Below are 15447 nucleotides of genomic sequence, written 5' to 3'. Positions count from 1 at the left end.
CAGGTCCGGAGGAAGAACCGGACGGACCCCGGACAGACCCCGGTAATTCCCTTTTCTCGCACAAACACTCGGCTCGCACCGGTCGGCCCATTTGAATGAAAGACAGAAAACACACCGGAGTTGCGATCCAATTGAACGGACCCCCTCTCACCGGTCGTACCCATGGGAAAGGTGAGAACCAGCGGTTCAGCGAGGGATGGCCCATGGTCAAGACGCACGTCTCCACGCACGAGTTGGTCGCCGGGAGGTACCGGCTGCTCGACGTCGTCCACCAGGAGACGAACCGCGTCAGTTGGTACGGCGAGTACGTGGAGGAGACCGGGGCGGCGCGACCGTGCCTGGTCACCAGGATCGGGTTGCCTCCCGACCAGGGCGAGGAGAAGGCACGGCAGGTCGCCGACCGGGTCCTCGGCATGTCGGAGACGATGGCGCGGCTGAGCCCGGGCCGGATCGCCGCGGTCGTCGACGCCCTGGAGGAGGAGGGTTCCCTGTGGACCGTCACCGAGTGGATCGACGGCCTCCCCCTCGGCCAACTCTTCGAGCAGAAGGGAACGTTCAGTCCGGCCAAGGCCGCGGCGATCGGGCTGGAACTGCTCGACGTGCTGGAGGTCGCGCACGGTGAGGGCATCACCCACGGCGAGCTGAGCCCCGGCCAGGTCTTCATACGGGCCCGCGGTCCGCTCGTCCTCACCGGCTTCGGGCTGGCGGGCGCGACCCTCGCCCCGCGCGTGGCGGCCCCGGCGTACGCCTCTCCCGAGCAGGCCCGCAACGACCGGATCGGTCCGGCGGCCGACCTGTGGGCGCTGGGCGCGATCCTCTACACGATGGTCGAGGGCCGGCCGCCCTACCGGGACCGGGACCAGCCCGAGTCCACGCTGAAGAGCGTGGACCGGCTGCCGTTGCGCACCCCGCTGCGGGCGGGCCCGCTCACCGGGACCGTGCTGGGGCTGCTGCGCAAGGACTCCCGGGACCGGCTGAACCGGACGGTCGTACGCCAGGCCCTCACCCGGGTGCTGGACGACCCGGACGGCGTCCTGCCCGCCCCCAAGCTGAAGCGGGCCTGCGCCGCGGCCCGGCAGATCGGTCCGCAGTGGAGCGGCCGGGCCATGGCGGCCGGGACGGCGCTGGCCGTGGTCACCGTGGCGGTCGCCGCCCTCGCCGTGACCCACCAGTTCCCCGACACCGACGACGCGGCGGCGAGCGGCGCGCAGCCCCGGCCGTCCGCGTCCGTCGCGCCGCCCGTCGAGGACGCCGGCGCGCCGGACCCCGCGACGCCGGCCCCGAGCGCGTCCCCGACCGCGCCGAGCAGCCCGTCCCCCAGCGCGTCCCCGGACGCCTCCCCGTCCGCGGCGTCCTCGCCCTCGGCCTCCGCCGACGCGCTCCCGGCCGGCTTCCGCGTCTACCGTGCGCCCGAGGGGTTCTCGGTCGCCCTGCCCGCCGGCTGGCAGCGGCTGGAGACCGCGCGCGGCGCCAACCAGGCGTACCGCGTCACCTTCGGGGCCACGGGCGACCCGCGCACCCTCGCGGTGACCTACAGCGAGAGCGCCGGCCCTGACCCGGTGGCCGTCTGGCGCGACGACGTCGAGCCCAACCTGAAGAAGGACGCCGGTTTCCGGCGGCTGGGGGCCATCCGGACGGTGACGTACCAGGGGTTCAAGGCCGCCGACATGGAGTGGCTCGTCGACGCCGACGGCGGCCAGGTGCGCACGTTCGGCCGGGGCCTCCTCCTCGGCGGGCACCGCAGCTTCTCGCTGCGCTACACGACGCCCGCCGCGGACTGGGACACGAAGGCCAACCGGGAGGCCCTGGACACGTTCCTGCGGACCTTCCGGCCGGGGTCAGCCGCCTGACGGGCCGGACGGGCGCGGGGCGCGCCGCAGGCGCAGGGGTGCGGCGTGCAGCGGCCGGGTGGTCCAGTGGGCGGTGAACGTCCGGTCGGCGAGGGTGCACGTCACCCGGAGCCGGTGCGGGATCTCCAGCGGGGCGAGGTCGACGGCGAGGGTGTCGCCGTCGCTCCATCCGCCGCTCACCGCGAGCGGCAGCGGCTCCTCCGCCACCTGCCAGCCGCCCGCTCCCAGGGCGGCCCGCAGGGGGTCGCCGTCCTCGACGAGGGTCAGCGTCCAGCCGTCCGCGTCCACGGAGACGGAGACGCCGGTCAGTCCCGGCTGGTCGGCGCAGCCGCCGCCGTGCGGGGTGAACTCGGCGCCCGACCACTGCTCGGCCCGCTCCGGCGGTACGGGAGCGCCGGGGGCCGGGGGCAGTGCGAGCCGGGTCAGACGGTCGGCGAGGGCCGCTTCGGCGTCCCCTCGTCCGGTGAGCGGTTCGGGTCCGAAGGCGGGGATCAGGTGCTCCCAGACGAGGTCGAGGAGGGCCGGCATGTCGTTGGTCGCGGCGGTGGTGGCGATCACCGCGTCGTGCTCGGGCAGCACCAGGCAGAACTGGCCGTAAGCGCCGTCGCCGCGGTAACCGTGCCGGGACTGCCAGAACGAGAAGCCGTAGCCCAGGCCCCAGTCCCCGTCCCGGTCCGCGCTCTCCCCAGGGGTGGCCGTGGGGATGTGGGAGCGCGTCGCCTCGGCGACCCACTCCTGCGGCAGCAGTTGCTTCCCCTCCCAGCGGCCCTCGCCGAGATACAGCAGGCCGAGCCGGGCGACCGCGTCGGTGACGGCGTGCAGCCCGCTGAAGCCCAGCTCGCGGCCGGTCCGGTCGGCCAGCCAGCCGACCTCGCCGATGCCGAGCGGGTCCAGCAGCCGGGGTCGCAGATACGCGGTGAGCGACTGGCCGGTGACCCGCTGGAGGATCGCGGCGAGGGTGTAGGTGGCGGGCTGGTTGTAGGCGAACACGGTCCCCGGATCGCGCTCGGGCGGCAGCAGCAGGAAGCCCCGGACCAGGTCGCCGGGGTCGAGGGCGCGCGCCCGCTCCAGCGTCTCGGCCTCGTGCCCGCTCGTCATCGACGCCAGGTGCCGGACCCGCATCGCGCGGCTGCGCGGGTCGGTGATGTCGGCCTCGAACTCCGGGAAGTACGACACCACCGGGTCGTCGAGCCCGATCACCCCCTCCGCGACGGCCAGACCGACGGCCGTGGCCGTGAAGCTCTTGCTGATCGAGTACAGCAGATGCAGGCGGTCGCGGTGGTACGGCGCCCACCAGCCGGCGGCGACGACGTGGTCGTGGCGCAAGATCATGACGCTGTGCGGCTCGACGGCCTCGCAGGCGTCCAGGGCGTCGAAGAAGGCGAGGACGCGGGAGGCGTCGACGCCCTGGGCGGAGGGGGTGCTCGTGGGCAGCGGGCTGACGGTCATACCGGAATCCTCCCCGCCGGGCGGACGGCGATCGACAGCTTTTTTCGCGTCACACGTGGCCCGTTTCCGCCCCCGGCGGCCGGAGACGCCTGGCAAAGCATGGCCAATGGGTCCATATAGGCTGCCGGTCTGCACTTCCGCAGTGCCGATCCTACGTCCCGCAGCACACAGCCCTCAGTCCGCAGCCCCCAGTCCGCAGCCCCCAGAGGAGAGTCATCCGTGACCCTGGCGATCGACCTGCCCGAGACGTCCGAGACGCCCGCCGAGACGTCCCCCGCGCCCCAGTCGCCCCTGTCCGACCTGGTGGCGCGTGACGCCCGCGAGTTCGGCGTGTACGCGCGGACCGGCGGGTGGGCCTTCGGCCTGATGGTGGCGCGCAGCGTCCGGCCGGGCGGGCAGAGCTCGGCCGAGACGCCGAAGGTGTCGGCGAAGGAGTTCGCCACGCTGGCCGGCTGCTCCCCCGAGCGCGTCATGCGCTACTACAAGGCCTGGGACCGGGCCGCCGACGACGGTCTCGTCCCGCACTTCGAGGAGCTGGCGCCCGGCCAGGAGGTCGAACTGCCGGACGCCGACGTGTGGCTGACGTTCTACGTCTCGCGCTCCAGCGCCACGTCCGAGCGCGGCACCGCGATCGCGGAGGCCGCCGAGGCCGAGGGCATCCGCCCGACGAAGGCGCTGGAGGTCGCGGAGAACCCCACCGCCCTGCGCGCCGCGATCCTCGCCGACCCCTCGACCGCCCGCGCGGCCCGCGCCGCCCTCCTGGACCGCCTCAAGGAGGACCCCGACCTCCAGGCCGAGCTGGCCCGTGACGTCGTGCGCACCGACGACCTGAAGAAGGCCGTGGCCACCGAGAGCCGCTCGGCCGACCGCATCGGGTACGTGCGCCAGATCGCCGAGTCCGGCCAGATCAAGACGCCCGCCGGGCAGACCCTCGACGCGCCGGCCGAGCTGCGCCAGGAGGCGGAGCGCCACCTCTCGCTCATCGACGAGCTGGACGACGGCGAGGACGCCGGCGAGTGGGCGACCGACGCCTACGACACGATGAAGAACCTTGTCGTGGAGACCGTGCAGGCCGATCCCGAACTGCGCGTCCAGGAACGGCGCACCAAGTTCTACAGCAGCCTGCAGCGGGTGACGAAGGTGTTCGAGGAGCTGACCTTCGACGACGCGCAGGAGTTCTACGAGGACGACATGGTGCAGCAGTTGGAGGAACTCCAGCAGGCGATCGGCACCTGCATCACCGCGCTGCGCGGGGCACGGGGCGGTGCGCCCGGGGCCGAGTAGCCGTACTGGAAGTACCAGCCGTACGCGTGCCGTTGTGGGCCCCGCGTCACCGTGCCGTGTAGCGGTGCCGGGTCCACAGCGGCAGCACGAACCAGCACAGCACGTACCACGCGAAGACACCCGCGACCAGCCAGGGCACGTAGGCGTCGTGGGTGGCCACGCGCAGGATCAGCAGCAGTGAGGCGGTCATGGTGGCGAGCAGCAGGAGCAGGCCGACGAAGGTCAGCCGGGACGCCCACCCCACCGCCTGCGGCTTCACCCGCTGCCCGGAGACCAGGCGGTGCAGGGAGACGGGGCCGATGAGCGCGCCGGTCGCGCAGGCGCCCAGCACGACGGTCACGATGTAGATGACCTGGTCGGTGTCTTGCAGGTCCGCGTAGCGCGGGGTGAACACCACGGTCAGCAGGAAGCCGAAGAGGATCTGCACGCCCGTCTGGGCGACGCGGATCTCCTGGATGAGCTCCGCCCACATGCGGTCGGCCCGCTCCTCCTCGGTCTCGTCGCGCCCCGATCTTCGCTCGCCCTGGTCCATGCGGCCCGGGTAACCGGGCCGCCGGGCGTTCAAACGGCCGCCGCTACCAGCCGCCCTCGACCTGCGCCTTGATGCGCCGGTCGTAGAGGTCGCGGACGGCCGCGAGGGTCTCGTCGGAGAGCTCGGGGAGCCTGGCGGCGGCCGCGTTGGCGCGGGCCTGCTCGGGCGAGCGGGCGCCCGGGATCACGGTGGTCACGCCGGGCTGCTGGACGATCCAGCGCAGGGCGAGCTGGGCCGGGGTGTACCCCTCGGGCGCGAGGGCCGCGAACTCGGCGGCGGCCTCGACGCCGGTGACGTAGTCGACGCCGGAGAAGGTCTCGCCCTGGTCGAAGGCCTCGCCGTGCCGGTTGTAGGTGCGGTGGTCGTTCGCCGGGAAGACGGTGTCCTTGGTGTACTTGCCGGACAGCAGGCCGGAGGCGAGCGGGACGCGGGCGATGATGCCGACGCCGGCCTCGCGGGCCGCCGGGAGCACCTCGTACAGGGGCTTCAGGCGGAACGGGTTGAGGATGATCTGCACGCTCGCCACGCCCGGCCGGGCGATCGCGGTGAGGGCCTCGGCGCAGGTCTCCACGCTGACGCCGTACTGCGCGATGCGCTCCTCCTCTACGAGGGTGTCGAGCGCGTCGAAGACCTCGTCGCTGGAGTAGACGGGGGTGGGCGGGCAGTGCAACTGCACCAGGTCGATACGGTCGACGCCGAGGTTGCGGCGGGAACGGTCGTTCCAGGCGCGGAAGTTGTCCAGGACGTAGTTCTCGGGGAGCTGGTCGACCCGGCGGCCCATCTTGGTGGCGACCAGCACGTGCAGGTCGGGCCGGCCGCTCAGGAACGTGGCGATGGTCTGCTCGCTGCGGCCGTCGCCGTAGACGTCGGCGGTGTCGAAGAAGGTCACTCCCGACTCGGCGGCCGTCTCCAGCACCGTCAGGGCCTCCTTGTCGTCGACGTCCCCCCAGTCTGCGCCCAGTTGCCAGGTGCCGAGACCGACGACGGATGCGTGCTGACCAGACCTACCGAATTCGCGCTCGTCCATGAGGCCAGTCTGTCATCAGCGGCGACCGCACGCGGAACAACCCGCTCCGGCCCGTCACCCGCGTATCGTCCCCTGCCCCGTGTCCTGGTGGTCGTCCAGGTGGGCCTGCACGGTGGGGCCGTACCGGTCGACGATGTCCTCGACGGGCATCGCCCGCAGCTCCGGACCGCGGGCGATGCCGAACATCACGCCGAGGCCGAGCAGGGTGGCGACGGCGAGTTCGGCGCGGGCGCCGGTGTCGGGGCCGGTGAGCCGGGCGGCGAGGCGTTCGGTGACCTGGGCGCGGAAGTTGGCGCGCAGTACCTCGCCGTGGTCGCCGTGCAGGGGCGCGAACACGATCCGCAGCACGGGGTCGGTGCCGCGCTCGCGCTGGCTGACCACCACGTGCCGGACCATGTGCCGGCCCAGCTCCGGCAGCGGGGCGGCCAGCAGGGCGTCGGCGTCCTCGTCGAAGGACATGACGTGCGCGAACAGGGCGTCCTTGTTGCCGAAGTACTTCACGACGAGCGGCGCACTCACCCCGGCGCGCACCGCGACGGCCTTGAGCGTGATGTCGGCGTGCGCCTGCCGCGCGAGCAGGTGCCGGGCGGCCCGCAGAATGGCCACCTTGGTCGCCTCGGCGTCACGGCGCACGGGGGCCGGGGGCATGCTCGTGGCAGCAGTGTCAGCGGCGGTGCGGGGAGCGGCGTCGGGTGGTGTGCGGGCGTCGGGTGATGGGGTCATGGGGCTCATGCTTCCTCCAGCGCGCCGTCGGTCACCTGCCGGGTGCCGCCTCGGAGTGGTCGTGGGTCGTGCGGCTCGGTGTCGCCGGGGATGGTGAGCGCCACGGCGCACGCGGCCAGGGCGACCGCGCCGGCGATGCCGAAGGCCAGCAGGTAGCCGTGCAGCGTCGGTACCGGGGCGCCGTCGACGAGGCTGGTGTGGTGGACGAGGACGGCGGCCACGGCGGCGCTGGAGACCGCCTGGCCGATCGTGCGCATCAGGACGTTGACGCCGTTCGCCGAGGCGGTCTGCCCGGGCGGGACGGCGCGCAGGATCAGCGAGGGCAGCGCCGAGTAGGCGAGGGTGGTGCCGGTCGACACGACGGTCGCCCCCACCATGATCATCCACAGTTGGTGGCTGTCGGCGACGCGCACGGCGTACCCCGAGGCGATGACGGCCGCGCCCAGGGCGAGGGTGACGCGGGGGCCGCGCGCCTCGGAGATCCGGGCGGAGACCGGCGAGAACAGCAGCATGGTGATGCCGCCGGGCAGCAGGCACAGACCGGTCTGGACGATGGACAGCCCGAGCCCGTAGCCGCTGGCCTCGGGCGCCTGCACCAACTGGGCGGTCACCAGCGAGTTGGCGTAGAACGCGAAGCCGGTCAGGAGCGCGGCCACGTGGGACAGGCCCACCCGTGGCCGGGACACCAACCGCAGGTCCACCAGGGGCCGTCGGGCGTGCAACTGCTGCCGCCACCACAGGGCCAGGACGACCACCGCGCCGACGAACAGGCCGATGATCCGGGCGCTCCCCCAGCCCCACTGGCCGCCCTGCGACACGGCGAGGAGCAGGCAGATCAGCCCGGCGGCCAGCCCGAGCGCCCCCGTCACATCGAACCCGCCGGGCTCGCACACGGGCGACTCCGGCACCGCCCACCGGATCAGCGCGACGCCGGTCGCGCCCAGGGCGGCGGTCACCCAGAACATCACGTGCCAGTTCGCGTACTGCACGACCACGGCCGCCGCGGGCAGTCCCAGCGCCGCGCCGATGCCGACGGTGGAGCTCATCAGCGCCACGGCGGATCCCCGGCGTTCCGGGGGCAGTTCGTCGCGCAGGATGCTGATGGACAGCGGGACGACGGAGACCGCGGCGCCCTGGAGGGCGCGGGCCGCGATCAGTACGCCGATGTCGGAGGTGAGGGCGCAGACCACCGAGCCGACGGCCATCAGGGCGAACGACAGGAGCAGCACCCGCCGCTTGCCGTACATGTCGCCGGCGCGGCCGAGGACCGGGGTGAGGACCGCGCCGGACAGCAGCGAGGCGGTGACCATCCAGGAGACCGCGCCCGGTGAGGCGCCGGTCAGCCGGGGCAGGTCGGGCAGGAGCGGGACGACGACGGTCTGCATGACCGCCATGAGGATGCCGCAGTACGCCAGGACCGGGATCGTGAGCCGGGCCCGCAGACCGGTGTCTGTGCTGGTCGGGGCGGGTATCGGAGCGGGCGACTCCACAAGAACTCCAGCGGCTTGCATGAAAGTCACAAGGTGAATGGCAATTCACCGTAGCAGTGAATTGCCATTCACCCAAGGTGCGCCCGGCCCGATGCAGACGCCCGCCCGACTACGTGCGGGAGGCCGGCGTCCGGGCGCGCGCGCCGCGCGCCAGCTTCGGGCCCAGCCAGCGCTTGAACCGGCGCAGGGCCTCCAGCCGCCCGGCGGCCTTGTCGAGCCGGTAGTACAACTGGGGCGGGACGTACGGCAGCAGGGGCGAGTGCCGCTGGCCGAGCAGGGCGAACATCTGCTCCGGGGGGAGGTCGATGTAGCGGCTGAGGTTCTCGTACCACTGGGCGCTGTAGTGAGCGGCGCTCTGCGGCGAGAGCAGGGCGGACTTGCGTTCCTGCTCGTAGCGGGCGAGGCCATTGGGGAGGTCGGCGCTGTCGCGCAGGGCGTCGGCGAGGGCGATGGCGTCCTCCAGGGCGAGGGTGGTGCCGGCGCCGATCGAGTAGTGGGTGGTGTGCGCGGCGTCGCCGAGAAGGACGAGGTTGTCGCGGTACCAGGTGCGGTTGGTGAGGGTGCGGAAGGTGAGCCACTGGGCGCTGCCGACGGTGGCCGCGCGGCCGATCAGGGGGTGGCCGTCGAGGATGTGCGCGAAGAGTTTCTCCAGGTCGGCGAGGCCGTCGCGGTCGCCGTCGCCCGCCCGGTCGAGGCCGAGCCCGGCGAGGGTCTCGGGGGCGCACTCGATGACGCAGGTGCTCTGCTCGGAGCTGAAGGGGTAGCCGTAGCACCAGATCCAGCCGTGCTCGGTCTCCACGAAGGCGAAGGTGAAGGAGTCGAAGACCTTGGTGGTGCCGAGCCAGACGTAGGAGTTGCGGCCCGGTGCGAGGTCGGCGCCGAAGTGGTCGGCATGGTGGGTGCGCAGGGCACTGTGGACGCCGTCGCCCGCCACGACGAGGTCGGCGTCCGGCAGGTCCTCCCCCGTGATCTCGCTCCCGAACTCCAGGCGTACGCCGAGTGCGCGGGCCCGCGCGGCGAGGATCTCCAGCAGCTTGTGCCGGCCGATGCCGTGCCCCTCGTCGCCGGGCTGACGGGTCGCCAGATCCCTTACGTGGGCGACGCCTTCGTGCCAACGGACGGAGCTCTCGTCGATCGCGCGCGCCGACTCGGGGTCGCAGGCGTGGAGTTTGTCGAGGAGCCCCTGCCAGTACGTGACGCCCCAGCCGTAGGTCGAGCCCTCCGGGTCACGCTCGTGGACGGTGATGTCGTGGGACGGGTCCCGCAGCTTGAGCAGGATGGAGAGATACAGGCCGGCGGGCCCGCCGCCGACACAGGCGACCTTCACGCGCACCCCTAGGAATTACTGGACGTGGTGGATTGACGACGCAGGGTAGCAGGGTGCGGCACCGGTCGCTGGACGCCTCACCTGCCCACTCACGCCCGTCTTCCCACGTCAGCCACACCACCCGACGGCACGGCGGCGCGCGAAAGTCCACCGAAAGCGGGGCTCCACAGAAAGGAATTGCCCCGTCCGCCGCGCACAGGCACCTGGCCCGGTGGACGCGCGTCCGATCAGACGTCGGCGCTGCGGCACTCCGGGTGGCCCCAGCCCTGCGCGTTCTTGGCGATGTCCGCGCCCGCCGCGTAACCCCGCCCGCACACGCAGCGGCCGGGGAACTTGGCCTTGAGCGTGCGCGACGACGAACCGCCGCCGCGCCGGGGGGACTTGACGCCCGCCGCGCGGGCCGACTTGGACTTCGGGGTGTCCGGCGAGGCCGGCGGCTCCGGAGAGCCCAGGTCGCTGCCCGCCGCCTGCTGGACGATCGCCGCCTGGCTGGCGGCGCGGTCGGCGAAGTCGTTGAGCCGGTCGCCGTCGACCTGGTGGGCGGGCACGTAACGGAAGTCGACCGAGCGGCCGTCGAGCAGTTCGTCGATACGGACGACCAGCTCCTGGTTGGCGACCGGCTTGCCGGCGGACGTCTTCCAGCCGTTGCGCTTCCAGCCGGGCAGCCAGGTGGTGACGGCCTTCATGGCGTACTGCGAGTCCATCCGGACCTCGAGCGGCACGGCCGGGTCGGTCGACGCCAACAGGCGCTCCAGCGCGGTGAGTTCGGCGACGTTGTTGGTGGCCTTGCCGAGCGGCCCCGCCTCCCAGCGGGCCGGGGCCTCCGTGTCGTCCGCGACCACCCACGCCCAGCCCGCCGGTCCCGGGTTTCCCTTCGAAGCCCCGTCGCACGCGGCCACCACTCGTTCACGCATGCGCCCGATCATGCCATGGCCGCAGGAGACGCCGACCAGGTGGCGTCGACCTGGACGCCGGCCAGGAGACGTCGTCTAGGACACGTCCTTGGTCTGCGGCATGTCGCCCTCGGTGGTGGTGACGTCGATGACCGAGAAGTTCGCGCCCTGCGGGTCGCTGATCGCGGCGAACCGGCCGAACGGGGTGTCCATCGGGCCGAAGCGCAGGACGCCGCCCAGCTTGGTGGCCTTGGCCACGGCGTCGTCGCAGTTGTCGACGGTGAAGTAGACGTTGACGTACGACGGCACCTCGGGCGGGAACTCCTCCGTCATCTTCATGCGGCCCAGGACCATGTCGCCGCCGACCTCGAACAGCCGGAAGTCGACCTTGTCGTCCTGCATCTGCTTCGCCGTGTACGGGAACACGGCCGGCAGGAAGGTGTCCGTCTTCGCCGGTTCGCGGGTGAAGACCTCGGCCCAGCAGTACGCGCCGGGCTGCTCGGGCGGCGCCTCGAAGCCCTCGTGGACACCTGCCTGCCACACGCCGAAGACGGCGCCGCTGGGCTCGCGGGCCAGGCACATCGTGCCGAACTCACCGACCTGCATCGGCTCCATCAGCACCTCACCGCCGTTGGCACGGATCTTGGCGGCGGTGGCGGCGGCGTCCGGGGAGGCGAAGTACAGGCACCACTGCGACTGGCCCTCCTGGCCGGGCATCGGCGGGACGACGGCGGCGACCGCCTTGCCGTCGACGAAGGCCTGCGTGTAGTTCCCGTACTCCGACGACGCCTCGCCGAAGGTCCAGCCCAGGACGTCGCCGTAGAAGCTCTTGGCGCCCTCCAGGTCGCTGAACATCGCGTCGGCCCAACAAGGGGCTCCCTCTGGTCGTACGGCCATGGCGACGGCCCTCCCGGTGAGATGAATTGTCCGGTTTCTCACGCTAGTCACCCGGCGGTCGACTCGCGCGCCGAGCACGGAAGTCACCGAGAGTGACCCGTGGGCGCACCGGCGCGTGGGAGCACGTGACGGGAGCGGTGGCACACACGCGACGCCGTCCGCCTCAGCTCCGTGCACCTTCCTGGAGGGAATGGGTCCACACCGGACAGGGTGGACATCAAGGGCGGTACCTACCATGTCAACGGCGGCTCCAACTGCGGGTCGGGCGGGGCCCGGGTGCAGTTCGAGCAGAACGGCGGGGACGACATCCGGGTCATCCGCGAGACCCTCACCGAGCCGCCCGTGCTGCGCGGCTACTCCGACAACGGCGCGCTCACGGAGCTCTCCTCCCGGTTCCAGGTCGGGAGGTCCGGGCCGGTCAGGTCGTCTTCAAGGCCGGGCAGCCGGTGACGGAGGCGTACCTCGTCGTGCACGGCCGGTTCACCCGCTTCACCGCCGGCAAGTACGGCGAGGAGGAGATCGTCGGGGTCGTCTCCGGCGGCGACCAGCTCGGCGACGAGGCCGTCGGGCAGGACGACCCGCTGTGGCTCAGCTCGGTGCGCGCGGAGACCTCGGGCGTGCTGGTGGCGCTGCCGTGGGACGTGCTCCGGGAGTTCGTGGGCCGGGTGCCGTCCCTCGCGGCCCATCTGGAGGCCTACGCGGCACGGCAGCGGCTGCCGATGAACCGCAAGGGCGAGGCCGATCTGCCGGTGCGGGCCGGCCACACCGGCGAGCCGACCCTCTCGACGGGCTTCGTCGACTACGAACGTGCGCCGCGCGAGTACGAGTTGTCGCTGACCCAGACCGTGCTGAAGGTCCACACCCGGGTCGCCGACCTCTACGACAACCGATGAACCAGACCGAGCAGCAACTCCGGCTGACCGTCGAGGAGATCCGCGAACGGCAGGAGTGGGAGCTGGTCAACAACCGGGAGTTCGGGCTGCTCCACCATCTCCGCCAAGCAGGCCTCCTTCGCCGACGAACAGGCCCGCAAGCGGGGCATCGACGACAAGGTGCGCTACCACCATCGCAACATGCTGGACACCGGCCTGGCGTCCGGAGCGTACGCGGCGTCGTGGAAACGTTCCTGAGCGCCTATCGCAACGGCAGCTTCCCGTACCTGCTGATCGCGGCCGACCGGGTCCGACCGAGGCCGACGCGGCGTGGCGGCGGGTGGGCGCGACCGGCGGTGCGCCCATCCGCCGGGCCGCTCATGCGCCGTCGTACGCCTTCTGCAGGGCGGCGATGTCGAGCTTGCCCATCGCGAGCATGGCCTTCATGGCGCGGGCGGACTTCTCGGAGTCGCCGCCGGTGACCATGGCCAGGAGCGCGGCGGGGACGACCTGCCAGGACACGCCGTACCTGTCCTTGAGCCAGCCGCAGGGGCCGGGCTCGCCGCCGCCTTCGAGGAGCCTGTCCCAGTAGTAGTCGACTTCTTCCTGGTCGGCGCAGTGGATCTGGAAGGAGATCGCCTCGTTGAACGTGAACTCCGGGCCGCCGTTCAGCCCGACGAACTTCTGGCCGTTCGCCGTGAACTCGACGGTGAGCACGGACCCGGCGGGGCCCGGACCCGCCTCGGTGTACCGGGTGATGTCGCCGACCTCGGAGTTCTTGAAGATCGACGCGTAGTGGTGGGCGGCTTCCTCGGCCTGGCCGTCGAACCAGAGACACGTGGTGAATCCGTCGGTGGTCATGAATACCTCCTGGGCGTGGAACGCGGTCATCAGTGTCGACCGCCGTCCGCCGTGAAACTCATCGCCCGGGCCGCGGATCAATCCGAATGCGCTCTGCCCCTGGCGAATCTGCCGCGGGCAGAGAAACCGCCTTCGGGGGCCGACGGCGGCCGAGAGTGGGGTGGACGGCAGTCACACCACGACGAGGAGAACCGATGACTCCACTCACCACGTTCGCTCCCCGCGCCGAGGAGGGCGACACCCGGCCCACCCCGTTCGACGACCGCCTCGCGGCCCAACTGCTCGACCAGCGCATCGTGTTGCTCGGCACCCAGGTCGACGAGGTCTCCGCGAACCGGATCTGCGCGCAACTGCTGATCCTGTCGGCGGAGGACCCGCGCACGGACATCGCGCTGTACATCAACAGCCCGGGCGGGTCGGTACACGCGGGGCTCGCGGTCTACGACACGATGCGGCTGATCCCCAACGACGTGTCGACGCTCGCCATGGGCTTCGCGGCCAGCATGGGGCAGTTCCTGCTCAGCGTGGGCGCGCCCGGCAAGCGGTACGCGCTGCCGAACGCGCGCGTCATGATGCACCAGCCGTCGGCCGGGATCGGCGGCACCACGGCGGACATCGAGATCCAGGCGGAGAACCTGGAGCACACCAAGCGGACCATCGAGCGGATCACCGCCGAGCACACCGGCCAGTCCCCGCAGACCATCTCCCTCGACGGCGACCGCGACCGCTGGTTCACCGCCGAGGAGGCCAGGGACTACGGCATCGTGGACCGGGTCGTGGAGTCCCTCGCGGACGTCCGCCCGGCCGCTTCGAAGCGACGGATGGGGCTGTGACCATGGGCACCTACACGATTCCGAACGTCGTCGAGCGCACCCCGCAGGGCGAGCGGTCCTACGACGTGTTCAGCCGGCTGCTGTCGGAGCGGATCATCTTCCTCGGCACCGAGATCGACGACGGCGTCGCCAACGTCGTCATCGCGCAACTCCTCCATCTGGAGTCGGCGGCCCCGGAGAGCGAGATCTCGATCTACCTCAACTCCCCGGGCGGATCGTTCACTTCGCTGATGGCGATCTACGACACGATGACGTTCGTGCAGGCTCCGATCTCGACGTTCTGCGTCGGGCAGGCGGCGTCGACGGCGGCCGTCCTGCTGGCGGGCGGGGACCCGGGCCGCCGGTTCGTGCTGGAGCACTCGCGCGTGCTGCTCGGGCAGCCGGCCAGCGGCGGCCGGCAGGGCACGGTGTCGGACCTGGCGTTGCAGGCCAAGGAGATGGTCCGCATCCGCGCCCAGGTCGAGGAGGTGCTGGCCCGTCACACCCGCCACGACCCCGCGACGCTGCGCGCGGACATGGACCGCGACAAGGTGTTCACCGCGCCGGAGGCGGTGGCGTACGGGCTGGCGGACGAGGTGCTGAGCCGGCGTCTCATGACGGTGTGAGACGCCGGCCCGCGCGGCTCGTCAGGCGGCCAGGCAGAGACCGTCGTAGGACGAACTCGTCGTCGTACGGCTCCTGTTGGGGTGGCTCCTGCCGGAGTGGCGGCTGCTGAGCCGGATCAGCTCTCCCTGGGCCCGGCCCAGCAGGTCGCCCAGGCTCAGGCCGAGGGCGTGGGCGGCGGCCGCGAGGACCTCCGAGGAGGCTTCCTTGCGGCCGCGCTCCACCTCCGAGAGGTACGGCATGGAGATGCGGGCCGAGTCGGCGACGTCCTTCAGGGTGCGCTCCTGCGCCTGGCGTTCGCGGCGCAGGACGTCTCCGACCAGGTCGCGCCACAGGGGCTCGCGCGCGGCTGCGGGTCTGGCGGCGGGGGCGGCGGTGTGGCCCGGGCGCGCGGCGGGCGGGCGCAGCGGGATCACGCGGGCTTGGTTCGGCGCTTGGTCGCTCACCTGACCAGCCTAAGCGTTGTCCCGTAAATGATCTTCGACGTGTTCGTCGGCCTGCCTGTTTCTTCGTCAGCCGGCGAGGGTGAGGTTGTGCAGGCGGGCGATGCCGAGCATCGCGTGGTGGACGCCGTCGCCCTTGAGACGGCAGTCACGGAGGATTTTCCAGGTCTTCATCCGGGCGAAGGCGTGCTCGACGCGGGCGCGAACTTTGCGGTGGGAGGTGTTGTGTTCCTCTTTCCAGGCCGGGAGTTCGGTCTGGCCGGGTTCGCGGCGGTGCGGGATGACCAGGCCGGTGCCCCGGTAACCGCCGTCGGCGATGACCGTGGTGTGACCGACGGCGTCTTTCGCGCCGGACAGTTCCCA

The 15447-nt window shown here is 71.9% G+C and carries 15 protein-coding genes and 2 pseudogenes; 6 read left to right on the top strand and 11 right to left on the bottom strand.

The window, feature by feature from the left end; all coding sequences use genetic code 11:
* Positions 1-203: 203 nt before the first annotated feature.
* Complete coding sequence (locus BMZ82_RS33635; RefSeq protein ID WP_093781192.1) at positions 204-1850, top strand: serine/threonine protein kinase; 1647 nt, start codon at positions 204-206, stop codon at positions 1848-1850.
* Here BMZ82_RS33635 and BMZ82_RS33630 read toward each other — a convergent pair.
* A complete protein-coding gene (locus BMZ82_RS33630; protein ID WP_093781191.1) occupies positions 1839-3299 on the bottom strand; it encodes a serine hydrolase domain-containing protein in 1461 nt (486 codons plus the stop codon). The genes BMZ82_RS33635 and BMZ82_RS33630 overlap by 12 nt on opposite strands.
* A gap of 219 nt (positions 3300-3518) precedes the next feature.
* Here BMZ82_RS33630 and BMZ82_RS33625 point away from each other — a divergent pair, with 219 nt between their 5' ends.
* The gene (locus BMZ82_RS33625) at positions 3519-4583 is read left to right on the top strand and encodes a hypothetical protein (protein ID WP_093781190.1); all 1065 of its coding nucleotides are present in this window, start codon (positions 3519-3521) and stop codon (positions 4581-4583) included.
* A gap of 46 nt (positions 4584-4629) precedes the next feature.
* Here BMZ82_RS33625 and BMZ82_RS33620 read toward each other — a convergent pair whose 3' ends face one another.
* The 7 genes from BMZ82_RS33620 to BMZ82_RS33590 form a co-directional block, all read right to left on the bottom strand.
* The gene (locus BMZ82_RS33620) at positions 4630-5115 is read right to left on the bottom strand and encodes a DUF6328 family protein (protein ID WP_093781189.1); all 486 of its coding nucleotides are present in this window, start codon (positions 5113-5115) and stop codon (positions 4630-4632) included.
* 43 nt (positions 5116-5158) lie between these two features.
* Positions 5159-6142: an aldo/keto reductase gene (locus tag BMZ82_RS33615; protein ID WP_093781188.1), complete on the bottom strand. Its 984-nt coding sequence runs from the start codon at positions 6140-6142 to the stop codon at positions 5159-5161.
* Positions 6143-6196: 54 nt separating this feature from the next.
* Positions 6197-6790 carry a TetR/AcrR family transcriptional regulator gene (locus BMZ82_RS33610; protein WP_093781187.1) on the bottom strand — a complete coding sequence of 198 codons (594 nt, stop codon included), beginning with the start codon at positions 6788-6790 and terminating at the stop codon, positions 6197-6199.
* Positions 6791-6870: 80 nt separating this feature from the next.
* Positions 6871-8355, bottom strand: coding sequence for an MFS transporter (locus tag BMZ82_RS33605; protein WP_177244787.1), 1485 nt, complete (start codon positions 8353-8355; stop codon positions 6871-6873).
* 109 nt (positions 8356-8464) lie between these two features.
* Positions 8465-9682 carry an FAD-dependent monooxygenase gene (locus BMZ82_RS33600; protein ID WP_177244786.1) on the bottom strand — a complete coding sequence of 406 codons (1218 nt, stop codon included), beginning with the start codon at positions 9680-9682 and terminating at the stop codon, positions 8465-8467.
* Between the two features lie 227 nt (positions 9683-9909).
* Positions 9910-10608: a ribonuclease H family protein gene (locus tag BMZ82_RS33595; protein ID WP_093781184.1), complete on the bottom strand. Its 699-nt coding sequence runs from the start codon at positions 10606-10608 to the stop codon at positions 9910-9912.
* A gap of 63 nt (positions 10609-10671) precedes the next feature.
* The gene (locus BMZ82_RS33590; RefSeq protein ID WP_093781183.1) at positions 10672-11472 is read right to left on the bottom strand and encodes a VOC family protein; all 801 of its coding nucleotides are present in this window, start codon (positions 11470-11472) and stop codon (positions 10672-10674) included.
* A gap of 210 nt (positions 11473-11682) precedes the next feature.
* Between BMZ82_RS33590 and BMZ82_RS33585 the strand changes: the two are divergent.
* Both BMZ82_RS33585 and BMZ82_RS42275 read left to right on the top strand, forming a co-directional pair.
* Positions 11683-12502 (top strand): annotated as a pseudogene (locus BMZ82_RS33585) (cyclic nucleotide-binding domain-containing protein); the annotation flags it as partial.
* Positions 12459-12590: pseudogene (locus tag BMZ82_RS42275) on the top strand (SAM-dependent methyltransferase); the annotation flags it as partial. The pseudogenes BMZ82_RS33585 and BMZ82_RS42275, both read left to right, overlap by 44 nt.
* A gap of 132 nt (positions 12591-12722) precedes the next feature.
* Here the strand turns inward: BMZ82_RS42275 and BMZ82_RS33580 are convergent.
* Positions 12723-13205, bottom strand: coding sequence for a VOC family protein (locus BMZ82_RS33580; protein ID WP_093781224.1), 483 nt, complete (start codon positions 13203-13205; stop codon positions 12723-12725).
* 194 nt (positions 13206-13399) lie between these two features.
* On the opposite strand from BMZ82_RS33580, the gene BMZ82_RS33575 reads away from it, so the two are divergent.
* Together BMZ82_RS33575 and BMZ82_RS33570 are read left to right on the top strand one after the other, a co-directional pair.
* Entirely contained in the window at positions 13400-14038 is a 639-nt protein-coding gene (locus BMZ82_RS33575) for an ATP-dependent Clp protease proteolytic subunit (RefSeq protein ID WP_093781182.1), read from the top strand.
* A 2-nt stretch (positions 14039-14040) separates the two neighbouring features.
* Complete coding sequence (locus BMZ82_RS33570) at positions 14041-14643, top strand: ClpP family protease (protein ID WP_093781181.1); 603 nt, start codon at positions 14041-14043, stop codon at positions 14641-14643.
* A 21-nt stretch (positions 14644-14664) separates the two neighbouring features.
* Here BMZ82_RS33570 and BMZ82_RS33565 read toward each other — a convergent pair whose 3' ends face one another.
* Positions 14665-15087, bottom strand: a complete 423-nt coding sequence (locus tag BMZ82_RS33565; RefSeq protein WP_093781180.1) for a helix-turn-helix domain-containing protein — start codon at positions 15085-15087, stop codon at positions 14665-14667.
* Between the two features lie 66 nt (positions 15088-15153).
* Positions 15154-15447: transposase (locus BMZ82_RS33560; RefSeq protein WP_143098913.1), on the bottom strand; the 294-nt coding region annotated here is incomplete at its 5' end.

The organism is Streptomyces sp. yr375 (assembly GCF_900110755.1).
Lineage (GTDB): Bacteria > Actinomycetota > Actinomycetes > Streptomycetales > Streptomycetaceae > Streptomyces.
Note: the sequence above shows the minus strand (reverse complement) of the source record. Positions and strands in the feature narration are given on the sequence as shown.

What these genes read in the sequence shown, in the direction of transcription:
- BMZ82_RS33575 (WP_093781182.1), top strand. Translation starts at nt 13,400, where the DNA reads ATGACTCCACTCACCACGTTCGCTCCCCGCGCCGAGGAGGGCGACACC.
- BMZ82_RS33590 (WP_093781183.1), bottom strand. Translation starts at nt 11,472, where the DNA reads ATGGCCGTACGACCAGAGGGAGCCCCTTGTTGGGCCGACGCGATGTTC.
- BMZ82_RS33595 (WP_093781184.1), bottom strand. Translation starts at nt 10,608, where the DNA reads ATGATCGGGCGCATGCGTGAACGAGTGGTGGCCGCGTGCGACGGGGCT.
- BMZ82_RS33635 (WP_093781192.1), top strand. Translation starts at nt 204, where the DNA reads ATGGTCAAGACGCACGTCTCCACGCACGAGTTGGTCGCCGGGAGGTAC.
- BMZ82_RS33615 (WP_093781188.1), bottom strand. Translation starts at nt 6,142, where the DNA reads ATGGACGAGCGCGAATTCGGTAGGTCTGGTCAGCACGCATCCGTCGTC.
- BMZ82_RS33620 (WP_093781189.1), bottom strand. Translation starts at nt 5,115, where the DNA reads ATGGACCAGGGCGAGCGAAGATCGGGGCGCGACGAGACCGAGGAGGAG.
- BMZ82_RS33630 (WP_093781191.1), bottom strand. Translation starts at nt 3,299, where the DNA reads ATGACCGTCAGCCCGCTGCCCACGAGCACCCCCTCCGCCCAGGGCGTC.
- BMZ82_RS33570 (WP_093781181.1), top strand. Translation starts at nt 14,041, where the DNA reads ATGGGCACCTACACGATTCCGAACGTCGTCGAGCGCACCCCGCAGGGC.
- BMZ82_RS33610 (WP_093781187.1), bottom strand. Translation starts at nt 6,790, where the DNA reads ATGCCCCCGGCCCCCGTGCGCCGTGACGCCGAGGCGACCAAGGTGGCC.
- BMZ82_RS33580 (WP_093781224.1), bottom strand. Translation starts at nt 13,205, where the DNA reads ATGACCACCGACGGATTCACCACGTGTCTCTGGTTCGACGGCCAGGCC.